At 70.2% G+C, this 17,716-nt stretch carries 14 protein-coding genes and 2 pseudogenes; 3 read left to right on the top strand and 13 right to left on the bottom strand.

Annotated elements, in window-relative coordinates; genetic code table 11:
* Position 1 precedes the first annotated feature (1 nt).
* The 6 genes from ACT86A_RS27025 to ACT86A_RS27000 form a co-directional block, all read right to left on the bottom strand.
* On the bottom strand, positions 2–1,006 hold the full coding sequence (locus tag ACT86A_RS27025) for a CgeB family protein (RefSeq protein ID WP_445095043.1): 1,005 nt from the start codon (positions 1,004–1,006) through the stop codon (positions 2–4).
* Entirely contained in the window at positions 1,003–2,451 is a 1,449-nt protein-coding gene (locus ACT86A_RS27020) for a lipopolysaccharide biosynthesis protein (protein WP_445095042.1), read from the bottom strand. The genes ACT86A_RS27025 and ACT86A_RS27020 overlap by 4 nt, the downstream gene beginning before the upstream one ends.
* Positions 2,448–3,602 (bottom strand): glycosyltransferase family 4 protein, encoded by a 1,155-nt coding sequence (locus ACT86A_RS27015; protein WP_445095041.1) that lies wholly within the window; start codon positions 3,600–3,602, stop codon positions 2,448–2,450. Before ACT86A_RS27015 ends, ACT86A_RS27020 begins: the two co-directional genes overlap by 4 nt.
* Positions 3,599–4,654, bottom strand: coding sequence for a glycosyltransferase family 4 protein (locus ACT86A_RS27010; RefSeq protein ID WP_445095051.1), 1,056 nt, complete (start codon positions 4,652–4,654; stop codon positions 3,599–3,601). Before ACT86A_RS27010 ends, ACT86A_RS27015 begins: the two co-directional genes overlap by 4 nt.
* A 26-nt stretch (positions 4,655–4,680) precedes the next feature.
* Entirely contained in the window at positions 4,681–5,517 is an 837-nt protein-coding gene (locus ACT86A_RS27005; RefSeq protein ID WP_445095040.1) for a glycosyltransferase family 2 protein, read from the bottom strand.
* Between the two features lie 363 nt (positions 5,518–5,880).
* The gene (locus tag ACT86A_RS27000; protein WP_445095039.1) at positions 5,881–6,996 is read right to left on the bottom strand and encodes a class I SAM-dependent methyltransferase; all 1,116 of its coding nucleotides are present in this window, start codon (positions 6,994–6,996) and stop codon (positions 5,881–5,883) included.
* A gap of 14 nt (positions 6,997–7,010) precedes the next feature.
* Between ACT86A_RS27000 and rfbC the strand changes: the two genes are divergently transcribed.
* Entirely contained in the window at positions 7,011–7,577 is a 567-nt protein-coding gene (gene rfbC / locus ACT86A_RS26995) for a dTDP-4-dehydrorhamnose 3,5-epimerase (protein WP_445095038.1), read from the top strand.
* Here the strand turns inward: rfbC and ACT86A_RS26990 are convergent.
* From ACT86A_RS26990 to ACT86A_RS26975, 4 genes are read right to left on the bottom strand one after another with little or no spacing between them, the layout of a single operon-like run.
* Positions 7,561–8,607, bottom strand: a complete 1,047-nt coding sequence (locus tag ACT86A_RS26990) for an NAD-dependent epimerase/dehydratase family protein (protein ID WP_445095037.1) — start codon at positions 8,605–8,607, stop codon at positions 7,561–7,563. The two genes, rfbC and ACT86A_RS26990, sit on opposite strands and share 17 nt — an antisense overlap.
* Before the next feature lie 2 nt (positions 8,608–8,609).
* Positions 8,610–9,260, bottom strand: coding sequence for a PIG-L deacetylase family protein (locus ACT86A_RS26985; protein ID WP_445095036.1), 651 nt, complete (start codon positions 9,258–9,260; stop codon positions 8,610–8,612).
* Entirely contained in the window at positions 9,257–10,039 is a 783-nt protein-coding gene (locus ACT86A_RS26980) for a glycosyltransferase family protein (protein WP_445095035.1), read from the bottom strand. The genes ACT86A_RS26985 and ACT86A_RS26980 overlap by 4 nt, the downstream gene beginning before the upstream one ends.
* On the bottom strand, positions 10,036–11,286 hold the full coding sequence (locus ACT86A_RS26975; protein ID WP_445095034.1) for a class I SAM-dependent methyltransferase: 1,251 nt from the start codon (positions 11,284–11,286) through the stop codon (positions 10,036–10,038). Before ACT86A_RS26975 ends, ACT86A_RS26980 begins: the two co-directional genes overlap by 4 nt.
* A gap of 310 nt (positions 11,287–11,596) precedes the next feature.
* Here ACT86A_RS26975 and ACT86A_RS26970 point away from each other — a divergent pair, with 310 nt between their 5' ends.
* Positions 11,597–13,105, top strand: a complete 1,509-nt coding sequence (locus tag ACT86A_RS26970) for a sugar transferase (protein ID WP_445095033.1) — start codon at positions 11,597–11,599, stop codon at positions 13,103–13,105.
* Between the two features lie 117 nt (positions 13,106–13,222).
* Positions 13,223–13,873: a hemerythrin domain-containing protein gene (locus tag ACT86A_RS26965; RefSeq protein ID WP_445095032.1), complete on the top strand. Its 651-nt coding sequence runs from the start codon at positions 13,223–13,225 to the stop codon at positions 13,871–13,873.
* A 14-nt stretch (positions 13,874–13,887) separates the two neighbouring features.
* On the opposite strand, the pseudogene ACT86A_RS26960 reads toward ACT86A_RS26965, so the two are convergent.
* The 3 genes and pseudogenes from ACT86A_RS26960 to ACT86A_RS26950 all read right to left on the bottom strand — a co-directional run.
* Positions 13,888–14,144: pseudogene (locus ACT86A_RS26960) on the bottom strand (low molecular weight phosphatase family protein); the annotation flags it as partial.
* 83 nt (positions 14,145–14,227) lie between these two features.
* Complete coding sequence (locus ACT86A_RS26955; RefSeq protein WP_445095050.1) at positions 14,228–17,191, bottom strand: AAA family ATPase; 2,964 nt, start codon at positions 17,189–17,191, stop codon at positions 14,228–14,230.
* 399 nt (positions 17,192–17,590) lie between these two features.
* A pseudogene (locus ACT86A_RS26950) lies at positions 17,591–17,707 on the bottom strand (BTAD domain-containing putative transcriptional regulator); the annotation flags it as partial.
* Between the last annotated feature and the right edge of the window lie 9 nt (positions 17,708–17,716).

Genomic DNA, 17,716 nt, shown 5'->3' with positions numbered 1-17,716 from the left:
CTCAGCCGAGAGCATTCAGGATCTCCCTCGCCCGGTCGGTATAGGTGTGTCCGCCCTCCACGATGCGGCGGTGCCCGGCTTCGGCGGTCTTGACCGCCTGGTCCGGGAACAGCGTGCAGCGCTCCAGGATCTCGTCGAGCTCGTCCCGGCTGGAGAAGAGGAACGCCTCCGCGCCGTCGTCGAGCAGTTCGGCGTGCTCGTCGGTGCGCTCGCCGACGAAGAGTCCGCCCGCCGCGGGCACCTCGAAGGTGCGGCAGGTGTGGGTGTCGCGGTTGTCGGAGTTGAGCAGCACCAGGTTCGCGGTCACCGCGGCCACGGTGATGGAGAAGTCCTCGCCGTACACCCCGCCGGATACCTCGGCCCTGGTGGTGCGCAGCCGCCGCACCCGGCGCCAGCCCGGCCCGCACACCAGCAGTTGTGCGCCGTAGGTGTGGGCCAGCGAGACCATGCCGTCGCGCCGGTCCGGCCGGCAGGCGCCGATGAAGCCGACCAGGTACTGCCGGGTGGTGCGCTTGGCCGCCGGATGGTGCCAAGCCGGATCGTAGGCGCTGCGCACGAACAGGGTCTCCTTGGCGCCGCGGGCCAGAAGTTCGCGCAGGTTGTGCCGCTTGGTGGTGACGACCATGTCCCACTCCGCCTCGTGCGCCAGGTAATCCGGGGTGGTGTTCACCGGGTTCGCGATGTCGTCGGGGCTGTAGTGCACGTGCAGCGCGGCCGGGATGTCCAGCAGCCTGCGCTGGTCCAGGTGCACGGACTTGAACCCGAACACCAGGTCCGGGCGCAGTTCGGCGGCGGCGCGTTCCAGCCGGGTGTGGACGCGCTCCACCGTCCACGGCGCGCGCTGCTCATGGGATTTGGCGTACAGCCACGATGGCGACAGCCGCGGCGGCAGGGTCGCGGCGGTCGAGTCGATCACCATCACCTGGTGGCCGAGCTGCCGGAAACCTTCGGCGAGCGAGCGAGCGTTGCTCCCGAGCCAGTCGTCACCGACGAACAGGATCTTCATCGCATCCTACTTTCCGCGCTACGGGCAGCGGCCCGCCCGTAGCGTTCACGCACGATCAACCCGCGTATGCGCGCGAGATACCAGAGTGCTACGGCGAATTCGGCGGCCACGATGCCGCCGACCAGGGTCCACACCGAATGGGTCCGGGTCGCGATCAGCAGGGCGATGCCCGCGACGCAGGTGCCGGTGATCGCGCCGACGAGTACGCCGACGGTGTCCTGCCGCACCGGCAGCACCGCGGTGGTGACGAACGAGGTCACCGTGGTGGCGGGCAGGATGACCACCTCGAGCCGCAGCACCGCGACCGCCGCGGTGAACTCGTCGCCGAAGACCAGCGGCACCACGATCGGCGCCGCCAGCCACAGCAGCGCGCTCGTCACGCACGCGACCGCAACGCACACCGCGAGCGCGCGCAGCGCGTCCGGCCAGAACCGTCCGTCGCCACCGCGTTTCGCCATCCGAGGCAGCAGCGCGAAACCGATCGGGTCGAGCAGCGACTGCACCGCGCGTACCAGGCGGTCCGAGGCGGAGTACAGGCCGAGCGAGACGACGTTGAGCACGATGCCGTACACCGCCGCCGAGCCCTGCCCGTAACTGGTCACCAGCAGGCGCCCGGTCACCACCGGCGCCGCCGCCCGCAGCAGTACCCAGACCCCGCGCGGGGCGCCGGGCGGGCCGAAGCCGCGCCAGGTGTCCCACCAGGTCAGCGCAACGCTGATCACCGAGGAGCCGAGCAGGCACAGCAGGGCCACCTCGGCCGTCGGGATCCGCGGCAGCAGCAGCAGAAGAAGGACCAGGTACCCGACCCGGGCCACGGACTGATACAGCGTGGAGGCCCCGAATCGGCCCTGCCCGATCAGCACCCAGTCCTCCGACATGGACCAGAAGCCGCCGACGAAGAGCCCGAGCATGATCATGAGCAGGTGCTCCGGTGCGCGCAGCGCCACCACGACCGCCAGCGCCAGCGCCAGCGCCGCGAGGATGCCGCCGCGGATCACCAGGTACGTACCGCGAGTGCGGTTGACCGCGGTCTTCTGTGTCCCCGACTCTTGCACTCGCGCCGCGAGATACGAGGTGATGCCGAGATCCACGATCAGCGAGCCGAGGAAATACGACGACATACCGATGGCCAGCAGGCCGAGTCCCTCGGCGCCGAGCACCCGGGCGATCAGCGGCAACGTCGCCACCGTCACCAGATACTGGCCGTACTTGCCGAAGCTGACATAAGCGATGTCACGCGCTACCCCCAGCAGTTCCCGCGCTCGCGAGGTCGGCGCCGCAGGGGTCTGGGTGACCACCGGCAGCTTCTGCGTGGGCCAGTCGGCGAAGGACGGGATGACCTCGGTCGGCAGGTCGTAGTCCGGCATCCGCAGGCCATCCAGCGGCACCGGGTAGTGCCGGGGCAGGATCCGGATGGGGACGGTGATCTCGGAATTGCGGGTCACGGTGCTCGCACCGCCTTGCGCCCGGTCACCGTTTCCAGCAGCCGGGTGACGGCCGCCGCGGTCGCGGTGATGCCGAAGTCGCGGGACCGTTCGGCGGCCGCCGCGGCGAGCCGGGTGCGCAGCGCCGGGTCGGCGGCGAGCCGGTCCAGTGCGGCGGCCAGGGCGGCCGGATCGCCCGGCGGCACCAGCAGCCCGTTCACCTCGGGCTGGACGATCTCGACGGGCCCGCCTGCGGCGGCCGCGATCACGGCGCACTCGGCGCGCATGGCCTCGACCACCACTTGGCCGAACGGTTCGGCGGTCACCGAGCAGTGCACCGCGATATCGGCATCCGCCAGGTATGGCACAGGATCGCTCACGTGCCCGGTGAACTCGACCGGTATCGGCAGCTCGGCGGCCAGCCGCTCCAGGTCGTCCCGGTAATCTTCCTCGTCGAAGAAGGTCCCGCCGACCAGGGTCACGGCGGCGGGCCGGTGTGTCATGCGCGCCAGCGCACGCAGCAGCACGTCCTGACCCTTCCACGGGGTGAGCCTGCCCACCATGACGATCCGTACCGCCTCGGCCGGGCGTTGAGGTGCCCGGCCGACCGGTGGCGCGTCCTCGATGCCGGGGTAGGCCACGAGGGCGGGCCGGCGCCGGATGGACAGGGTGCTCAAGGTGGCGCGGCTGTTGGCCACCACCCCGCGCGCGGCCCAGCGGCCGAGCACCCGGAGCGCGAACGCGAGCACCGCGCCGAAGTAGTCGGCGCAGACCCGGTCGTGCACCTGCCACACCAGCGGGATTCCGGCCCGTCGTGCCGCGACCGCCCCGATCAGCAGTGCCTTGGTGCTCTGCGCGACCACCACATCGGCGTTCGCACGGCGCAGGGTGTCCCCCACGGCGCGGCCGAGCCGCACCAGTTCTCCCGCGCCGGTGATCAGCCGAAGCGGCCCCGAGCCCGCGATGGTCAGCGACCGGCTGTCGAAGTCGTTGCGCTGCACCGTGACCGGGATGTCCCGGGCCCGCAGCAACCCGACCAGCGGGCCGTCCTCGGTGAGCAGCGCCGACGCGCGCACCGCGCCACCCGCCCGCAGCGCGGTGAGCAGGCGCAGGGTCGCCAGTTCGGCGCCCGAGGGCGCGGCCGTATGGGTGAGGAAGACAGCGTCGATCATGCGGCAAGCTCCCGGTAGAGCGCGACATGCCGGTCCGCGGCGGCCGCCCAGGAGAAGGTTTCGGCGTGCGCACGGCAGCGCGCGGCGTCCGGCAGTGCTCCGTCCAGCGCGGCGATCAGCCGGGCGCTCAGCGCCTCGGCGTCGCCGGCGGGCACGATCAGCGACGGGTCCAGCCCGGCCACCGAATCGGGCAGTCCGCCACAAGAAGTGACCACCGGCGCCCGGCCCGCCGCCAGGGATTCCAGTGCGATCAGGCCGAATCCTTCCAGTGCCACCGAGGGCACCACGGTGAGCGCGGCCCGGGCGTACAGCTCGGCGAGTTCCTCGTCGGTGGCGCGCCCGACGAAACGCACGCTCGCGCCGAGCGGTTCGGCGGCGGTGCGCAGCGCGGACTCGGCGGTGCCGGTGCCGACGATCACCAGCCGGGCGTCCGGGTGCGCGGCGACCACCGCGCTCCAGCCGCGCAGCAGGACGTCGATGCCCATGCGGTGCTCCAGCCGCCGCACGCACAGCACGGTCCGGCCCGCGCCGGGGTCGCGCGGCGCCCGCGGGCGGAAGTGCGCCAGGTCGACGCCGGGCGGGATCACCGACACCGCTTCCGGGCGCACCCGGTAGTCGGCGACCAGCAGCTCCCGGAAGTGTTCGGACAGCACCACGAACCGGTCGGCGGTCAGCGCGCGCACCCGCTCCAGCAGGTACTTGGCCCGGGTGGCCAGCGCGCCCTCCCCCGCCATGCGGCTCTCCGCGGCCCACGGTCCGTGGAAGTGCACCACCAGCGGGCGCCTGCCGCGCGGACTCCGTGCGGGCGGGCCATAGAGCGCGAAGTGCCGGTCCAGGATGACCTTTCGGCCGGGTGCGTCGGTGAACGCGGTGCGCGCCCGGTGCAGTGTGGAACCGCCCACCGGCCCCCAGGAGCGCCCGCCCGCGGGCGGGGCGCCGAACGCCGCCGCCGAGACCGCGACATCGGCGCGGTCACCGAGCGCGGTGTAGAGGTCGGTGAAATAGCGGTTCAGCCCGCCCGGGGCCGAACCGAACCACTCCGAGCCGGTCATGTGCACCTGCGGCGCGGCAGGCCCGGTCATCGGTCGTTCTCGAATCGGGAGCCCAGCAGTTGCCCGGTGCGCACCAACAGCCGTTCCAGTGCGGTGCGGGCCAGGCGCAGGTCGCCGACCGCGACATCCAGCGGGGACAGCAACCGCGGGCAGTCGCGTGCGATGCGGTGATGGAAGCGCAGCGTCTCGGTGAGCTTGCGCAGCGAGGAGGTCCGGCTGCACAGGTTGAAAGTCGAAGCACGCCAGGCGGCGGCCACTTCGGTGAGGCCGTAGAACAGCCCGAACCGACCGACCCGGGCGAACAGGTCGACGTCCATCGGGAACACCAGATCGCCGCGCAGCCCGCCGACCCGGTCGAAGTGCTCGCGCCGGAACATGGCCGCCGCGGTCGGCCCGAAATCGGCGGGTCCGCGGCGCACGATGGTGCGGGCCAGATCGCGCGGGCCGTGGACACCGTCGAGGCCGGGCAGCCCGAGCCCGGTCTCCACGAGCGCGCCGTCTTCATCGATCACCTGGAACCGAGAAGAGCTGAGCGCGAACGCGGGATCACCCATCACCTCGAGCTGGGCGGCCAGCGAGCCGGGCAGCAGGATGTCGTCGGCGCACACCACCTTCACCAGCTCACCGGTGGACCGGCGGATGACCCGGTTCCAGTTGTCGCCGATGGGCAGGGTGGCGTCGTTGCGTTCGACCCGCACCCGCGGGTCGTCGAACGACGCGGCGATCGCACCGGTCTCGTCGATGCTCGCGTTGTCGAGCACCAGCAGTTCGAAGTCGACGTCCTGGCTCAGGATCGAGCGCAACGTCAGTTCCAGGGTCCGCCCCGCCTGGTAGGCGGGGACACAGACCGAAAGACTCACCACGTCCCCTCCTTTCACAGGGATGAGAATGAATTCAGCAACATGTCGGCAATATGACCGGAGAGTCCGGCCCGGCAGCAATCGGTCGGCTTCAGGAGCGCGTCCTGCTGATCGGGGAACAAGCGCGAGCGTCGCTACCTCGGGCGATAGGGAAAGCGCATAGCGCTTGGGTCGGGGAATGGTCGATGGCCACGACCCGGAACGGTTTCCGGTGGTCTTTCATACTGCCCTCATCATGTGGAGCTCCTGAATTTCGAACGAGAAACTCGGCGGAGCAATGGTCAAGCTATCCTGATTCGGCTTCTGGGGGGAACCCCGGAAACTGCCAGTGGGCGACTGTGCAGCGCCACACTGCCCCGGTACGCGTCAGCGGATCGGCGACTCCCCACTCATCGTGGCCGGTGCCCCGACCAGCCAGCGCCCGGCCAGTTCGGGATGACGTTCGGACACCTCGGCGAGCAGATCCGGCACGGTCAGCAGTACCCGGTCCGGCCGCGCGGCGACCAGGTCGGCGGGCGCGATGATCGGCACATCGGTGCCGGGCATCCGCCTGCCCTGCTTGGCCGGCGAGGCATCGGCCACCCCGCCTACCAGCGACCGCCGGATTCCGGCCCGGCAGAACAGCGCGACCGCGCGGGAGGCGGCACCGTAGGCATACACCCGGGAACCGCGCGCGGCCTCCAGTTCCAGTGCGACGCGCAGGTTCTCGGTCTGCCGGTCGGCGGCCCGCTGCAATCGCCCGACGAAGCCCGGATCGTCCGACCCCGCCTCCCTGGCCAGCACCCGGCCTACCGCGGCGTCGGGTTCGGCCGCGCTGTGCACCGCCGCGATCAGCACCGTGCCGCCGTACAAGCTGAAATCCCAGGCGGTGACAACGGACATCCCGGCCGCGCTGAGCATGCCCCGCAGCACGGCCAGGCTGTAGTACGCAAAGTGACCGTGCCGCAACGCATTCCACTGTTCTCCCGCGACGATTGTGCGCAGGGGATGGTACTGCACCAGCAGCACGCCGCCGGGGGCGGTGGCGCAGGCCCGTTCGGCGATCGCGGCCCGCTGGTCGCGCTCGTGCATGAGCCCGAAGCAGTCGAGCACCACATCCGCCGCGCCGTCGGTGGGCGCGAAACCTCGTGCGGCGAGCAGATCCAGCCAGCTGCCCCCGTGCGGGCTGCCGAACTCGCGCGCGGTCCGCCCGCTCAGCAGCCCTGCGGCGGCTACCCGTGCGACCGCGTCGGCGGCCTGCTCACGCAGCGCCCTCGGCTCCACCCCGCGCGGCTCGGCGGTCTCGGTGTCGTCCTCGGCGAGCTGGGCCAGCCCGCAGGCGCGGCACAGCACCATGGCCAGCGGGTGCCCCGCCTCGCCGGGGTGTGGTGGCGAGCCCACGAACGGGAAGTGGTCGGCGGCGGGCATCCGGCCCAGGTCGAGCACGCTGGTCAGGGCGCCGCTCCCACATGCCAGGCAACCGGACGGTTCGGCGCCGCTCATGGCACGATCACCCGGTGCGTATCGAGCAGACCGGGCTCTCCGGCGTTCTCGTGCTGGTGCCCGAGCCCTTCCACGACGAGCGCGGCGTCTTCACCCGCACCTTCGACGCCGCCGCCTTCGACGCGAGCGTGGGTTCGGGCGCGAGCGCGGCCTTCGTGCAGGACTCGCAGTCCCGGTCGGTGCGCGGGGTCGTGCGCGGCCTGCACGGGCGCCGCGGCCGGGGCGAGGCCAAGCTGGTGCGCTGCGCGCACGGCGCGGTGCACGACGTGCTGGTCGACATCCGGCCGAACTCCCCGACCTTCGGCCGCAGCCAGGCATTCCGGTTGGACGACACCGCTTTCCGGCACCTGTACGTGCCGCCGGGTTTCCTGCACGGCTTTCAGGCGCTCACCGAGACCGCGGATGTCTGCTACCGCATCGACCGCCCGCACGACCCGGCCGAGGACATCGCGGTCGCGCATGACGATCCCGACCTCGCGCTGACCTGGCCGCGGCCGGTCACCGTGGTGTCGGCCCGCGACCGGGCCGCGGGCAGCTGGCGCGACCTGCTGGACTCCGGTCATCTCACGCATCGGATCTGACCCGGTTCGACGGCGCCGTCCGGCGCAGTTGCGCGTCCACCAGGCCGCGCTCGCCGAGCTCGCGCAGCCGCGCCAGCCGCACGAACCTGCTGCCGAAGTCGTCGGCGGTGAGGCCGCGGTCGCGGTACTCGGTATACAGCTGGGCCGCGCCGTCGGTGACGCTCCAGCGCGCCTCGAAGCCCAGCTCCCGGCGCGCGGCGCCGAAATCCACCCGGTAGGACCGCGGATCGGCGCCGGACTCCCCGGTGATGACCACCTCGGCGTCGGGTACCACGGCCGAGACCGCGTGCGCGATCTCGGCCACGGTCCGGTTGTTGCGCTCGGAGCCGATGTTGTACGCGCGGCAGTGGATCGCCGCGACCGGCGCCGTCAGGCACACCGCGAACGCCTCGGCGATGTCTTCGGCGTGTACCAGCGGACGCCACGGGGTGCCGTCCGAGAGCACTTTCACCACCCCGGTCAGTACCGCGTGCCCGACCAGGTTGTTCAGCACGATGTCGGCGCGCAGCCGAGGCGAGAAACCGAATGCGGTGGCATTGCGCAGGAAGACCGGCGCGAAATCGGAGTCGGCCAGCGCCACCAGGTCGTCCTCCACCCGCACCTTGCTCTGCGCGTACGGTGTCAGCGGGCGCAGCGGCGCGCTCTCGTCCACCAGGCCGTCCCCCGCCGCGCCGTACACCGAGCAGGTGGAGGCGTAGAGGAAACGCCGCACCCCGGCGTCCTTGGCCAGCCGGGCCAGCCGCACCGAGGCATGGTGGTTGATGTCGTGCGTGATCTCCGGGACCAGCGCGCCCAGTGGGTCGTTGGAGAGTGCGGCCAGGTGGATCACCGCGTCGAATCCGGCCAGCTGCTCGGCGGTCACATCGCGCAGGTCGACGGCGAGCCCGGGCGGGTCCGGCGGCGCCGCGCCCAGGACGCAGTCGGCGAAGTAGCCGGTGTCCAGGCCGGTCACGTCGTGTCCACGCGCCCGCAGCACCGGCACCATGACGGTGCCGAGGTAGCCCTGGTGACCGGTGACGAGAACACGCATCGCTATGCACCTCCGAGATCGAGGACGGCCTTGTCCAGTACGAACCCCTCCGCGTACGCGGCGTGGCAGTGCACTCCCCGCACCCGCGCCAGCCCGAGGAACGCCTGGTCGTCGAACCAGTCGCGGTGGGCCTGGGAGGGATAGCATTTCGCCAGCAGCAGCGCCTTCTCGGCGGCGACCTCCGGCGCGACCGGGTGCAGCACGGTGGGCCGCGGGGTGTCGGTCTCCCATTTCAGGATCTCGTAGCCGAGTACCAGGTGGGCCCGGAACTCGGTGGGCACCAGTTCGGCCAGCACCCTGTGGTCCTGGTGCGCGTCACCGCGTTGCGGCGCGAACACCAGGTCCGGCTCGGTCTCCCGGCGAAACGCGGCCAGCGCGTCCTTCACCCGATCCCAGTGCGCGGGCGCCCTGCCGTCCGGCACATCGAGCACGGTCAGCGTGAGATCGGCACCGGGACAGAAGGATTCGAGGCCAACGTGCTCTTCCTCGGCGCGCGGAGTGCCGCCGCCGGAGAGCACCAGCGCGCGCACCCGTAAACCGGGGTGCCTGCGCGCGAGGGTCAGCAGGGTCGCGCCCATGCCGATGGCGATGTCGTCACAATGCGCACCGAGCAGTGCGATCTCACCGACTCGTGCGGGAATCAGCGCGATCACGACGAGGGACGCTCCCATACCATCCACGGCCGGTCGCCGCGGTGGTACCCGGCGTCCAGTTCGGCGCGCTCCTTGAAGGTGTCGGCCGGCTTCCAGAACCCGAAGTGCTGGTAACCGTAGAGCCTGCCCTGCGCGGCGAGCGCGCCGCAGGCGTCTTCCACCAGGTCGCCGCCGGGCGGGAGGTGGTCGAAGATCTCTTGGGTGAGGATGAAATATCCGCCGTTCTCCCAGATCGGCAGCTTCCCCACCGGGGTGATCTCCTTGACCTCGCCGCTGGGCAGCACGTCTACGCAGTGGAACGAAGACTGCGGCGGCACGATCATCAATGAGGCCGCGGCGCCGGAATCGCGGAAACGCAGCACCATCTCGTCCAGCGGCGCGTCGGTGAGCACGTCGGAGTAGTTGGCGAGGAACATCTCGTCGTCACCCAGGTGCGGGCGCACCCGGCGCAGCCGCTCCCCGATCGCCGACTCCAGGCCGGTGTCCACGAAGGTGATGGTCCAGTCCGCGATGTCGGAGTGCAGCAGCTCGACCTTCCCGTTGCGGATGACGAAGTCGTTAGACATCGTCTCCTGGTAGGTCAGGAAGAATTCCTTGATGTGGTGCGCGCCGTAGCCCAGGCACAGCACGAAATCGGTGTGCCCGAAGTGCGCGTAGTACCGCATGACGTGCCAGATCAGCGGGCGCGGCCCGACCATCTGCATGGGTTTGGGGACCAGGTCGGTGTCGGCGTTGCGCATCCGCATGCCGTAGCCGCCGCAGAACAGAACGACCTTCATCGCACGCCGACCTCCGCCTTCGCGGCCGGATCGACCACGCGCACGGCGGGCAGCGGGAAGACGAGCCTGCCGCCCCACGCGCCGATGTGCCGCAACTGCGCGGTCAGCTCCGCCTCCAGATTCCAGGGCAGCACCACCACCACGTCGGGGCGGTCCGAGTCGATCCGTTCCGGCGGGTGGATCGGGATGCGGGTACCCGGGGTGTACTTCCCGTGCTTGTAGCGGTTGCGATCTACGGTGTACTCCAGCAGATCCGGCCGGATGCCGCAGTAATTGAGCAGCGTGTTGCCCTTGCCCGGCGCACCGTAGCCGACCACCCGTTTACCCGCGGCCTGCTGGTCGAGCAGGAAGCGCAGCAGCTCAGCGCGGACCGTCTCGGCGCGGGTGCGCAGCGCCGCGTACCCCGCCACCTCGTACAGCCCCGCCGCCGCCTCGAGCGCCAGCAGCTCACCGACCCGCGCGGACGGCTGCGCCACGCCCTCGGGCCTGGCCCAGATCCGCAGCGACCCGCCGTGCGTCGGAATGGTCTCGACGTCGACCACCGCGAGCCCGGCCGTCGCCAGCGCGCGCTGCGCCGAGAGCAGCGTGTAGTACTGGAAGTGCTCGTGGTAGATGGTGTCGAACTGCCCGTGCCGCACCAGGTTCAGCGCGTGGTGCACCTCGATCGAGATCCAGCCGTCATCGGCCACCAGAGTGCGCAGCGCCCGGGTGAATCCGCGCAGGTCCGGAATATGCGCGTAGACGTTGTTGGCCACCACCAGGTCCGCGGGGCCGTGCTCGGCACGCACCGTCGCCGCCAGTTCCTCGTCCAGGAACGCGGTCAGCGTGGGCACCCCGGCCTCGCGCGCCGCCGCGCCCACGTTCACCGACGGCTCGATGCCCAGGCACGGGATCCCGGCGGCCACCACATTGCGTAGCAGGTACCCGTCGTTGCTGGCCACCTCCACCACGAAAGACCCGCTGCCCAGTCCGAGTCGGGTCACCACGTCATCGACGAAGACCTCGGCGTGCCGCACCCAGCTGTCGGAGTAGGAGGAGAAGTAGGCGTATTCGGTGAACGTCTCTTCCGGGGTGATCAACGCGGGGATCTGCAGCAAGAGGCAGTCCGCGCACACCCGCAGGTGCAACGGATAGGTCACCTCGGGCTGGTCCAGCTCGTCGGCGGACAGGAACTTCTCACAGGGTGGTGTGGCCCCCAGGTCCACCACACTCGTCAACCTGACCGAGTCACAAAGACGACAACGCACACGAGCTCCACTTGAAGACGACGAACTCGCCGGCGGCGCCCCGCAGCCCCGAGAAACGACTTCTCTTTGCCGACCGGGAGAAAGTTAGCATCCGCGCGCGTGCCATGCGAACTGGGCAGACATCGTTACAAGGCTGTGACCTACCCACTTCGGCTTGTGTCAAACCATGATTCGAGGCACACTTTCGCAAGATCGGCCCGGCTTCGAATCGTCTCCACTCCGTCGCCGGACGTGCCCCAAGGAATTCTCCGATTCTCCCCGCAGAAGCGAAGAATCAGACGGTTCAAGTTTCAAGCAGATTGTTTCACGCATGGTTATCGAGCTCAGCAGCACCGGTGGTGCCGTCGACCTGCGCCTGGACTTCTCCCGCCACGGGGAGCGGGACCGCTGGCGCACCAATTACGTCCGCCGACTCCTCGTCACCGACATCGTGGCCATCGCCGCCGCGACCCTGCTGGCCCAGATGATCAGCATCGATCTCGCCGCGCCGGACCCGATCTCCTGGGACCCCGACTTCGCCGCGCAGGCCGTCGCGCTGTCCCTCGCGGTCGTCGCCGCGTGGTCGATCGCGTTGGGCTGGAAGGACACTCGCTCCCATCGGACCATGGGCAGCGGCACCGAGGAGTACCGCAGGCTGCTGTCGGCGACGCTGCAGCTGTTCGGCGCCATGGCCATCGGCGCGCTGGTGTTCCGCTTCGACGCCGTGCACGACTATCTCGCGGTCGCACTCCCGGTCGGGCTGGCCGGCCTGCTCGGCACGCGCGCGCTGTGGCGTGGCCACGCCGCCCGGCGCCGGGCGCTGGGCCGCTACCGCCGCTCGGTCCTGGTGGTCGGCGGCCCCGACGCGGCGCGAGCCATCGCCGCCACCTTCGACCGCAACCACATGTACGGCTACCACGTGGTCGGCGTGTGCACCGCGGCCGGCCCGAACCCGGACGAACCGGCGACCATCGCGGTGGGCGGGCGCGAAATCCCGGTGGTGGGCGACGACCGCTCGGTCATCCGGGCGGCTCGGCGCACCGGCGCCGACACCGTCGTGGTGATGGCCACGGATCGTCTGGGTCCACGCGACATCCGCAATCTCGCGTGGGATCTCGACTCCTTCGGCGCCGAACTCATCGTCGCCCCCGGAGTCATGGACATCTCGGGCACCCGCATGTCCAGCCAGGTGCTGGCGGGCATGCCCATGCTGCACATCGAACGCCCCCGGTACGACCGCGCGCTCTCGCTGCGTAAAGCCGTCTTCGACATCTGCTTCTCGCTGCTGGTGCTCACCCTGATCGCGCCGGTGCTGGTGATCATCGCCGCCGCGGTGAAGTTCACCAGCCACGGGCCGGTCTTCTACCTCTCCGAGCGAATCGGCGTGGACGGCAGGCCGTTCCGGATGATCAAGTTCCGCAGCATGTACGTGCACGCGGACCGGCACATCCACACGCTGATCTCCGCCAACGGCGGCAACCCGCTGTTCTTCAAGATGAAGAACGACCCGCGGGTGACCTCGGTCGGACGTTTCCTGCGCAAATACAGCCTCGACGAACTGCCGCAGTTCTTGAATGTGCTGCGCCGCGACATGAGCGTCGTCGGCCCGCGGCCGCAGGTGCGCCGCGAGGTGCACTCCTACGACGGCGTCATGCGCCGCCGGCTGCTGGTGAAGCCCGGCATCACCGGCCTGTGGCAGGTGAGCGGCCGGTCCGACCTCTCCCCCGAGGAGTCGGTGGAGCTGGACATCTTCTACGTGGAGAACTGGTCGATGCTGCTCGACCTCTGGATCATCGCCCGCACCCTGCGCGCGATCGCCGAGGGAGAAGGGGCGTACTGACCACGAGGCCTTCGCTCGGTCTGGGATACGGCCCGGTCGTCGCCTCGGCGACGACCGTCCAGCCACATTCAGTTGGTCGCAAGTAGGGCGCAAGCCACTCCACGCACTGTCTCCGGTATGCCGACCCACACCACTGCGCCCGACCTGCTGGGTATGCGCCTGGCACATCGGGCCATGCTCGCCGACACGGCCCGCCTCACCGGGCTCACCGCCGACATCGCGGCCGGGCACACCGCCTGCCCACCCACTCGGGCCGCAGCCGTCACCGAATACTTGCTGCTGCTCTGCGACAGCATCCACCATCACCACGACATCGAGGACACGGTGCTGTGGCCACTGCTGCGCGACAACGCTGACGGCACGATCGACCTCCGCGAACTCGAAGACGACCACGCCCAGCTCGACCCGCTCCTCGACCGGCTGCGCGCCACCGCCCGCGCCTTCGCCCGCTCCGCGCCCGACTCGGCCGCCGAACTCAGCACCGGCCTCGGACACCTGCACGCGCTGCTCACCGAACACATCGACGACGAGGAGGCGACCATCTTCCCGGTCATCACCGCCCGACTCAGCGCCGAGCAATGGAATCGAGTCGAAGCCGCCGCCCGCCGGGGCGCGACGATGAGTTTCGAACTGCCTCGCATGTTGGGGATGTGCACGCCGGAGGAATGGGAACGCGTCGGCACCGAAGGCGGGCTGATGCTGAAACTCATGCTGCGCTGGTTCGGGCGCGCCCACCGCCGCCGCGAACGGCTCATCAACGGGATGTGACCGCGCGAGACTGCTATGCGCCGGACCGCGACGATGCCCTGGCCCGCCGGGGCGTCGAGCCGCCAATCGCGATAGTCGACCCCGGGGCAGTACGGACACGCGTCACCGCACCCCATGGTGATGACGACGGCGGAGCTTGCGACCGCTTCCGCGGTGAGGTCGATGCCGACCTCGCGCATGACCTCCACCGCAACGGTGTTGAGCGCCGCGGGGGCACTGCACGGACCATCGGCCCGATGACCGGCACGCAGGCGAGGAACCTCTCGGCCATTTGGGAGCGTCCGGCAGTACGGACGCAGACGAGCGGCGGCTCGCTACTTCATGAGCACCGCGGTGAAAACGCGCCGTCGCCGATCAATCCTGAAGTCCGTCCAGCTGAGCGGTGATGCGAGCCGACAATGCGGCGGCGTGGGCGCGGTGGTCGGCGGCCGCGGCCGGATCACCGAGGGCATCGGCCAGTTCGGCGAGCACCGAGTCCATGGGGCCGAAGACCACCGAACCGGTATCCAGGCCCGCCATGGTGCCCGCGCGCGACAGCATGTCGCGGTAGCACTCGGTCATGACTGCGGAGTCGTTCAACCGGATCGCGGTCCGAGCGCGGAACACCACCATGACCGACCAGTAGTGGTCACGTTTGATCGGCGCGGCCTTGACGAAAACCTCGCGGGCCCTGTCGATCTCACCCGCATCCCACAACGCCAGCACATACGGGAACGCCATGGCCTCGGGCGCGACCGCGTACACCATGGACATCGGCTCCACCAGCGCCGACAGATCCCCGCGCGCCCAGCCCAGCACCATGGCGGACACGATCAAGAGTTCGGCGCCGTTCGCAGTGCCGGAGGCGACCATCGCCGCACTGCAATCCGCGTAGATCCGTTCGGCGGCAACCAGATCGCCGCGCAGGACCGACAACACCGCCGAGAACGTCGACAGTACGGTCAGCATCTGACGCAGCTGCCCACCGGTCGCGCACTCCAATCCCCGTTCGGCCTCCGCGCGCGCCGTCACCAAATCATTGGCGCTGCACGCGATCAGACAACCCAGGAAATGCGCGACCGCCTGGAACTCCACCAGCCCCGTCGCCGTGGACACCGCGAGCAACTCGGCCACCAGCGCAGCGCGCTCCGCCCACAGATCCGGCCCCAAGGCCAGGAAGGCCCGAGCATTCACCGCGGCACAAAGCAATTCGGCATCACCGGCTTCCCGCGCCAGCGCCACCGCCTCCGCCGACGCCGCGAAAGCCAGCGGATCGTCGTCCCCCTCCACCTCGAACACCAGCGTCACCAGCAACCGCACCCGATCCGCCACCGCCAACGGGCGATCCAGCGCCGACCGCAACGCGCCGATCATGCGCTCATCCGGCAACCGCTTGTCCCGTGTCGCCCAGATCAGTGGTGCGCGCCAGCACCCGAGCGCGAACGCGACCGGATCCGCTGCGGCACTGGACCTCCGAGTGTTCGAGATGGCAAGACCCGATGGGTTCGCCGCACCGAGTACGGCTTCGCCAGGAATCGGCACGTGGGCGGCACCAAGGTCCCGGACATCACCGGCGCCAAGGTTCTGCGCGCCTTCGGCGCCGATGTGCTGTGCTCCGTCGATCTCGAGCCCATGTGCTTGCGCAACGCCGATAAGTGGCGACGCCGAGTCGCCGGAAGCTCGTGGCCTCATCATTCCCGGCGCGGGCCCAGTGGCGCACGGAAGTGGACCGGCGGGCCCTGCCAAGTGTTCAGCGAGGTCGAGGGCCTCGGCGCGCAACAGGCGGGCGGCGGCGTCGTTCCCGCCATAGGCGAGGGCGGCAACGCGGGCGCAGCGCGCTTCCAGGATGGCGATGCCGGCATCGCGATGGCTGCCGTCGTCCGGGTGACCGGCCAGGGTGTGCAGGTCCAGCACGGCGCGCCAGAGCGGTTCGGATTCGGCGAAAGCGCGGCGCGCGGTGCGGTGACGGGCCGCCGCGAGCACATGCGCGAGCGCCTGTTCGGCATTGCCCGCGTGCGCGCCGACCAGGGCGTGATGGGCCAGTACGTCCAAGTCGGGTGCGGGTGCACGCTCGGCCACTCCGAGAGCCGTCCAATGCATGCGGGCGCGCCGCAGCACGGGAATTCCGTCGTACACGGCATCACGAGTCAAGGCGTGTCCGAAGCGGATTCGCCCACCGGTTCCGTCGATCCGCAGCAACCCCGCCACCACCGCTGTATCGACCAGATCGATCAACGTCTCCTCGCTCTCCCCCGCCAGTTGCAGCAGCGAATCGATATCAGCCTCGTCACCCCACACCGACAGCAGTCGTAGCAGTCGCGCCGCCTCGGCGGGCAACCGGGCGATCCGGCGGTGCAGCACGTCCCGCACTCCCGTCGGCACTGCCAGCAGATTCCCTTCCGCCGCAGCCAGTTTCGCCAACTCGCCCACAAACAGCGGATTACCCCCGGTGCGCTCCCGCACCAATTCCGCAGTGTCGTTCTCGATTCCGGCGACCCCGGCCGCCGCCAGCAGCACCCACACCGCCGCCGTATCCAACCCCCCGAGTTCCAACCGTCCCGCCGTCACCGCCGCCAGCGCCGCCGACGTCGCCCGCACCTCGTCTCCTGCCTCGGACCCGCGCAGCGTCACCGCGAACAGCACCGGCTCGCCCGCCGTCCACGCCACCACCTGCCGCAGAATCTGCAAGGTCGCCCCATCCGCCCGATGTGCGTCCTCCAGCACCACCAGCAGCGGCCCCACCCCCGCACACCGCCGCGCCACTGCCCGCGCCAACTCGAACGGGGTCGAATCCCCCTCTGCGGCCGGCAAAACCCGCGCCGCCACTGGCCTATCCGCCGCCACACCCTTCAGCGAGATCCGCGACGGCTCGGAACCGACCGCCGCGCGCGAGCCTGCTTCCAGCTCCGGCAGCACCCCAGAAGCCACCGTCCCCACCTCCGGCACCAACCCTGAAGCCATCGCTCTCACCGCCGTCGACCCGGCCGGCTCGGCGACCGGCGGCACCCACACGGCTCCGACTTCCGCCGCTCGCCGCCCCTCAATCGAATCATCGGATTCGCTTGCGACAGTATCTAATTCCGCGTGTGCCTGCCGCCAGGCCCAGGCCGCGGGCGCGCCGTCGACCTCCGGGCATCGACCAGTGACCACGCTCCAGCCGCCCCCGGTCAGCTCTGCGGCAACTGCTGCGACCAGTGTCGATTTCCCGGCACCGGCTTCACCCTCGACCCACACCAGTCGCGCCCGGCCCGCCGACGCCTCACGCGCCGCTGTCAGCAGTACGGCCCGCTGCTCGGTGTAGCCGACGACCTCCGGCATCGCGCGCAGTGCTGTACCCACTGGTGCCGAATCCGGTCGATTCGCAGACGAATCGAGGTGCCCGGTAGTCGAATCGGCGATGGTCGCCGAGACATCGGGCGCGGACCCGGCTGGCCCCGACCTTCTGGGGTCGGAGGAACTCGTGGCAGGCAGCTCCAGAGCCGAGAGCGCTGCAGCGCCTGGAAAATCGGAAGCGGTTCGTTCATCCGATCCCCACCGGTGCGGGGTGTTCGCTGTCGCGGCGATCGGTGACGTGGCCGGGTTGTCCCGCACCGATGCGGAAGCAGTTGCGCCGCTGCCATGCGAATCGGTGCCGTCAGCATCGAGATGCGCTCCGAGCCACGGCATCTCGGCAGACTGCCGGGCTGATCCGAAGTCGCTAGTGAAGGTCAGGGCCGGATCGTGAGTGAGGATGGCGGATTCCAGATCGCGCAGGGGCGGACTGAGTTCGACGCCGAACTCGGTGGCGAGGTGGGTGCGAATGCGGCGGAGGGTGGCGAGAGCTTCGAGGGGCTGGCCCAGGCGGTAAAGGGCCAGGGCAAGCAG

The organism is Nocardia glycosmidis (assembly GCF_052545115.1).
This window is presented reverse-complemented; position numbering and strand designations above follow the sequence as displayed.

Excerpts from the sequence above, each read along its gene's own strand:
- ACT86A_RS26970 (WP_445095033.1), top strand. The coding sequence starts at position 11,597 with ATGGTTATCGAGCTCAGCAGCACCGGTGGTGCCGTCGACCTGCGCCTG.
- ACT86A_RS26990 (WP_445095037.1), bottom strand. The coding sequence starts at position 8,607 with ATGCGTGTTCTCGTCACCGGTCACCAGGGCTACCTCGGCACCGTCATG.
- ACT86A_RS27000 (WP_445095039.1), bottom strand. The coding sequence starts at position 6,996 with ATGAGCGGCGCCGAACCGTCCGGTTGCCTGGCATGTGGGAGCGGCGCC.
- ACT86A_RS26965 (WP_445095032.1), top strand. The coding sequence starts at position 13,223 with ATGCCGACCCACACCACTGCGCCCGACCTGCTGGGTATGCGCCTGGCA.
- ACT86A_RS27015 (WP_445095041.1), bottom strand. The coding sequence starts at position 3,602 with ATGATCGACGCTGTCTTCCTCACCCATACGGCCGCGCCCTCGGGCGCC.
- ACT86A_RS26980 (WP_445095035.1), bottom strand. The coding sequence starts at position 10,039 with ATGAAGGTCGTTCTGTTCTGCGGCGGCTACGGCATGCGGATGCGCAAC.
- ACT86A_RS27025 (WP_445095043.1), bottom strand. The coding sequence starts at position 1,006 with ATGAAGATCCTGTTCGTCGGTGACGACTGGCTCGGGAGCAACGCTCGC.
- ACT86A_RS27010 (WP_445095051.1), bottom strand. The coding sequence starts at position 4,654 with ATGACCGGCTCGGAGTGGTTCGGTTCGGCCCCGGGCGGGCTGAACCGC.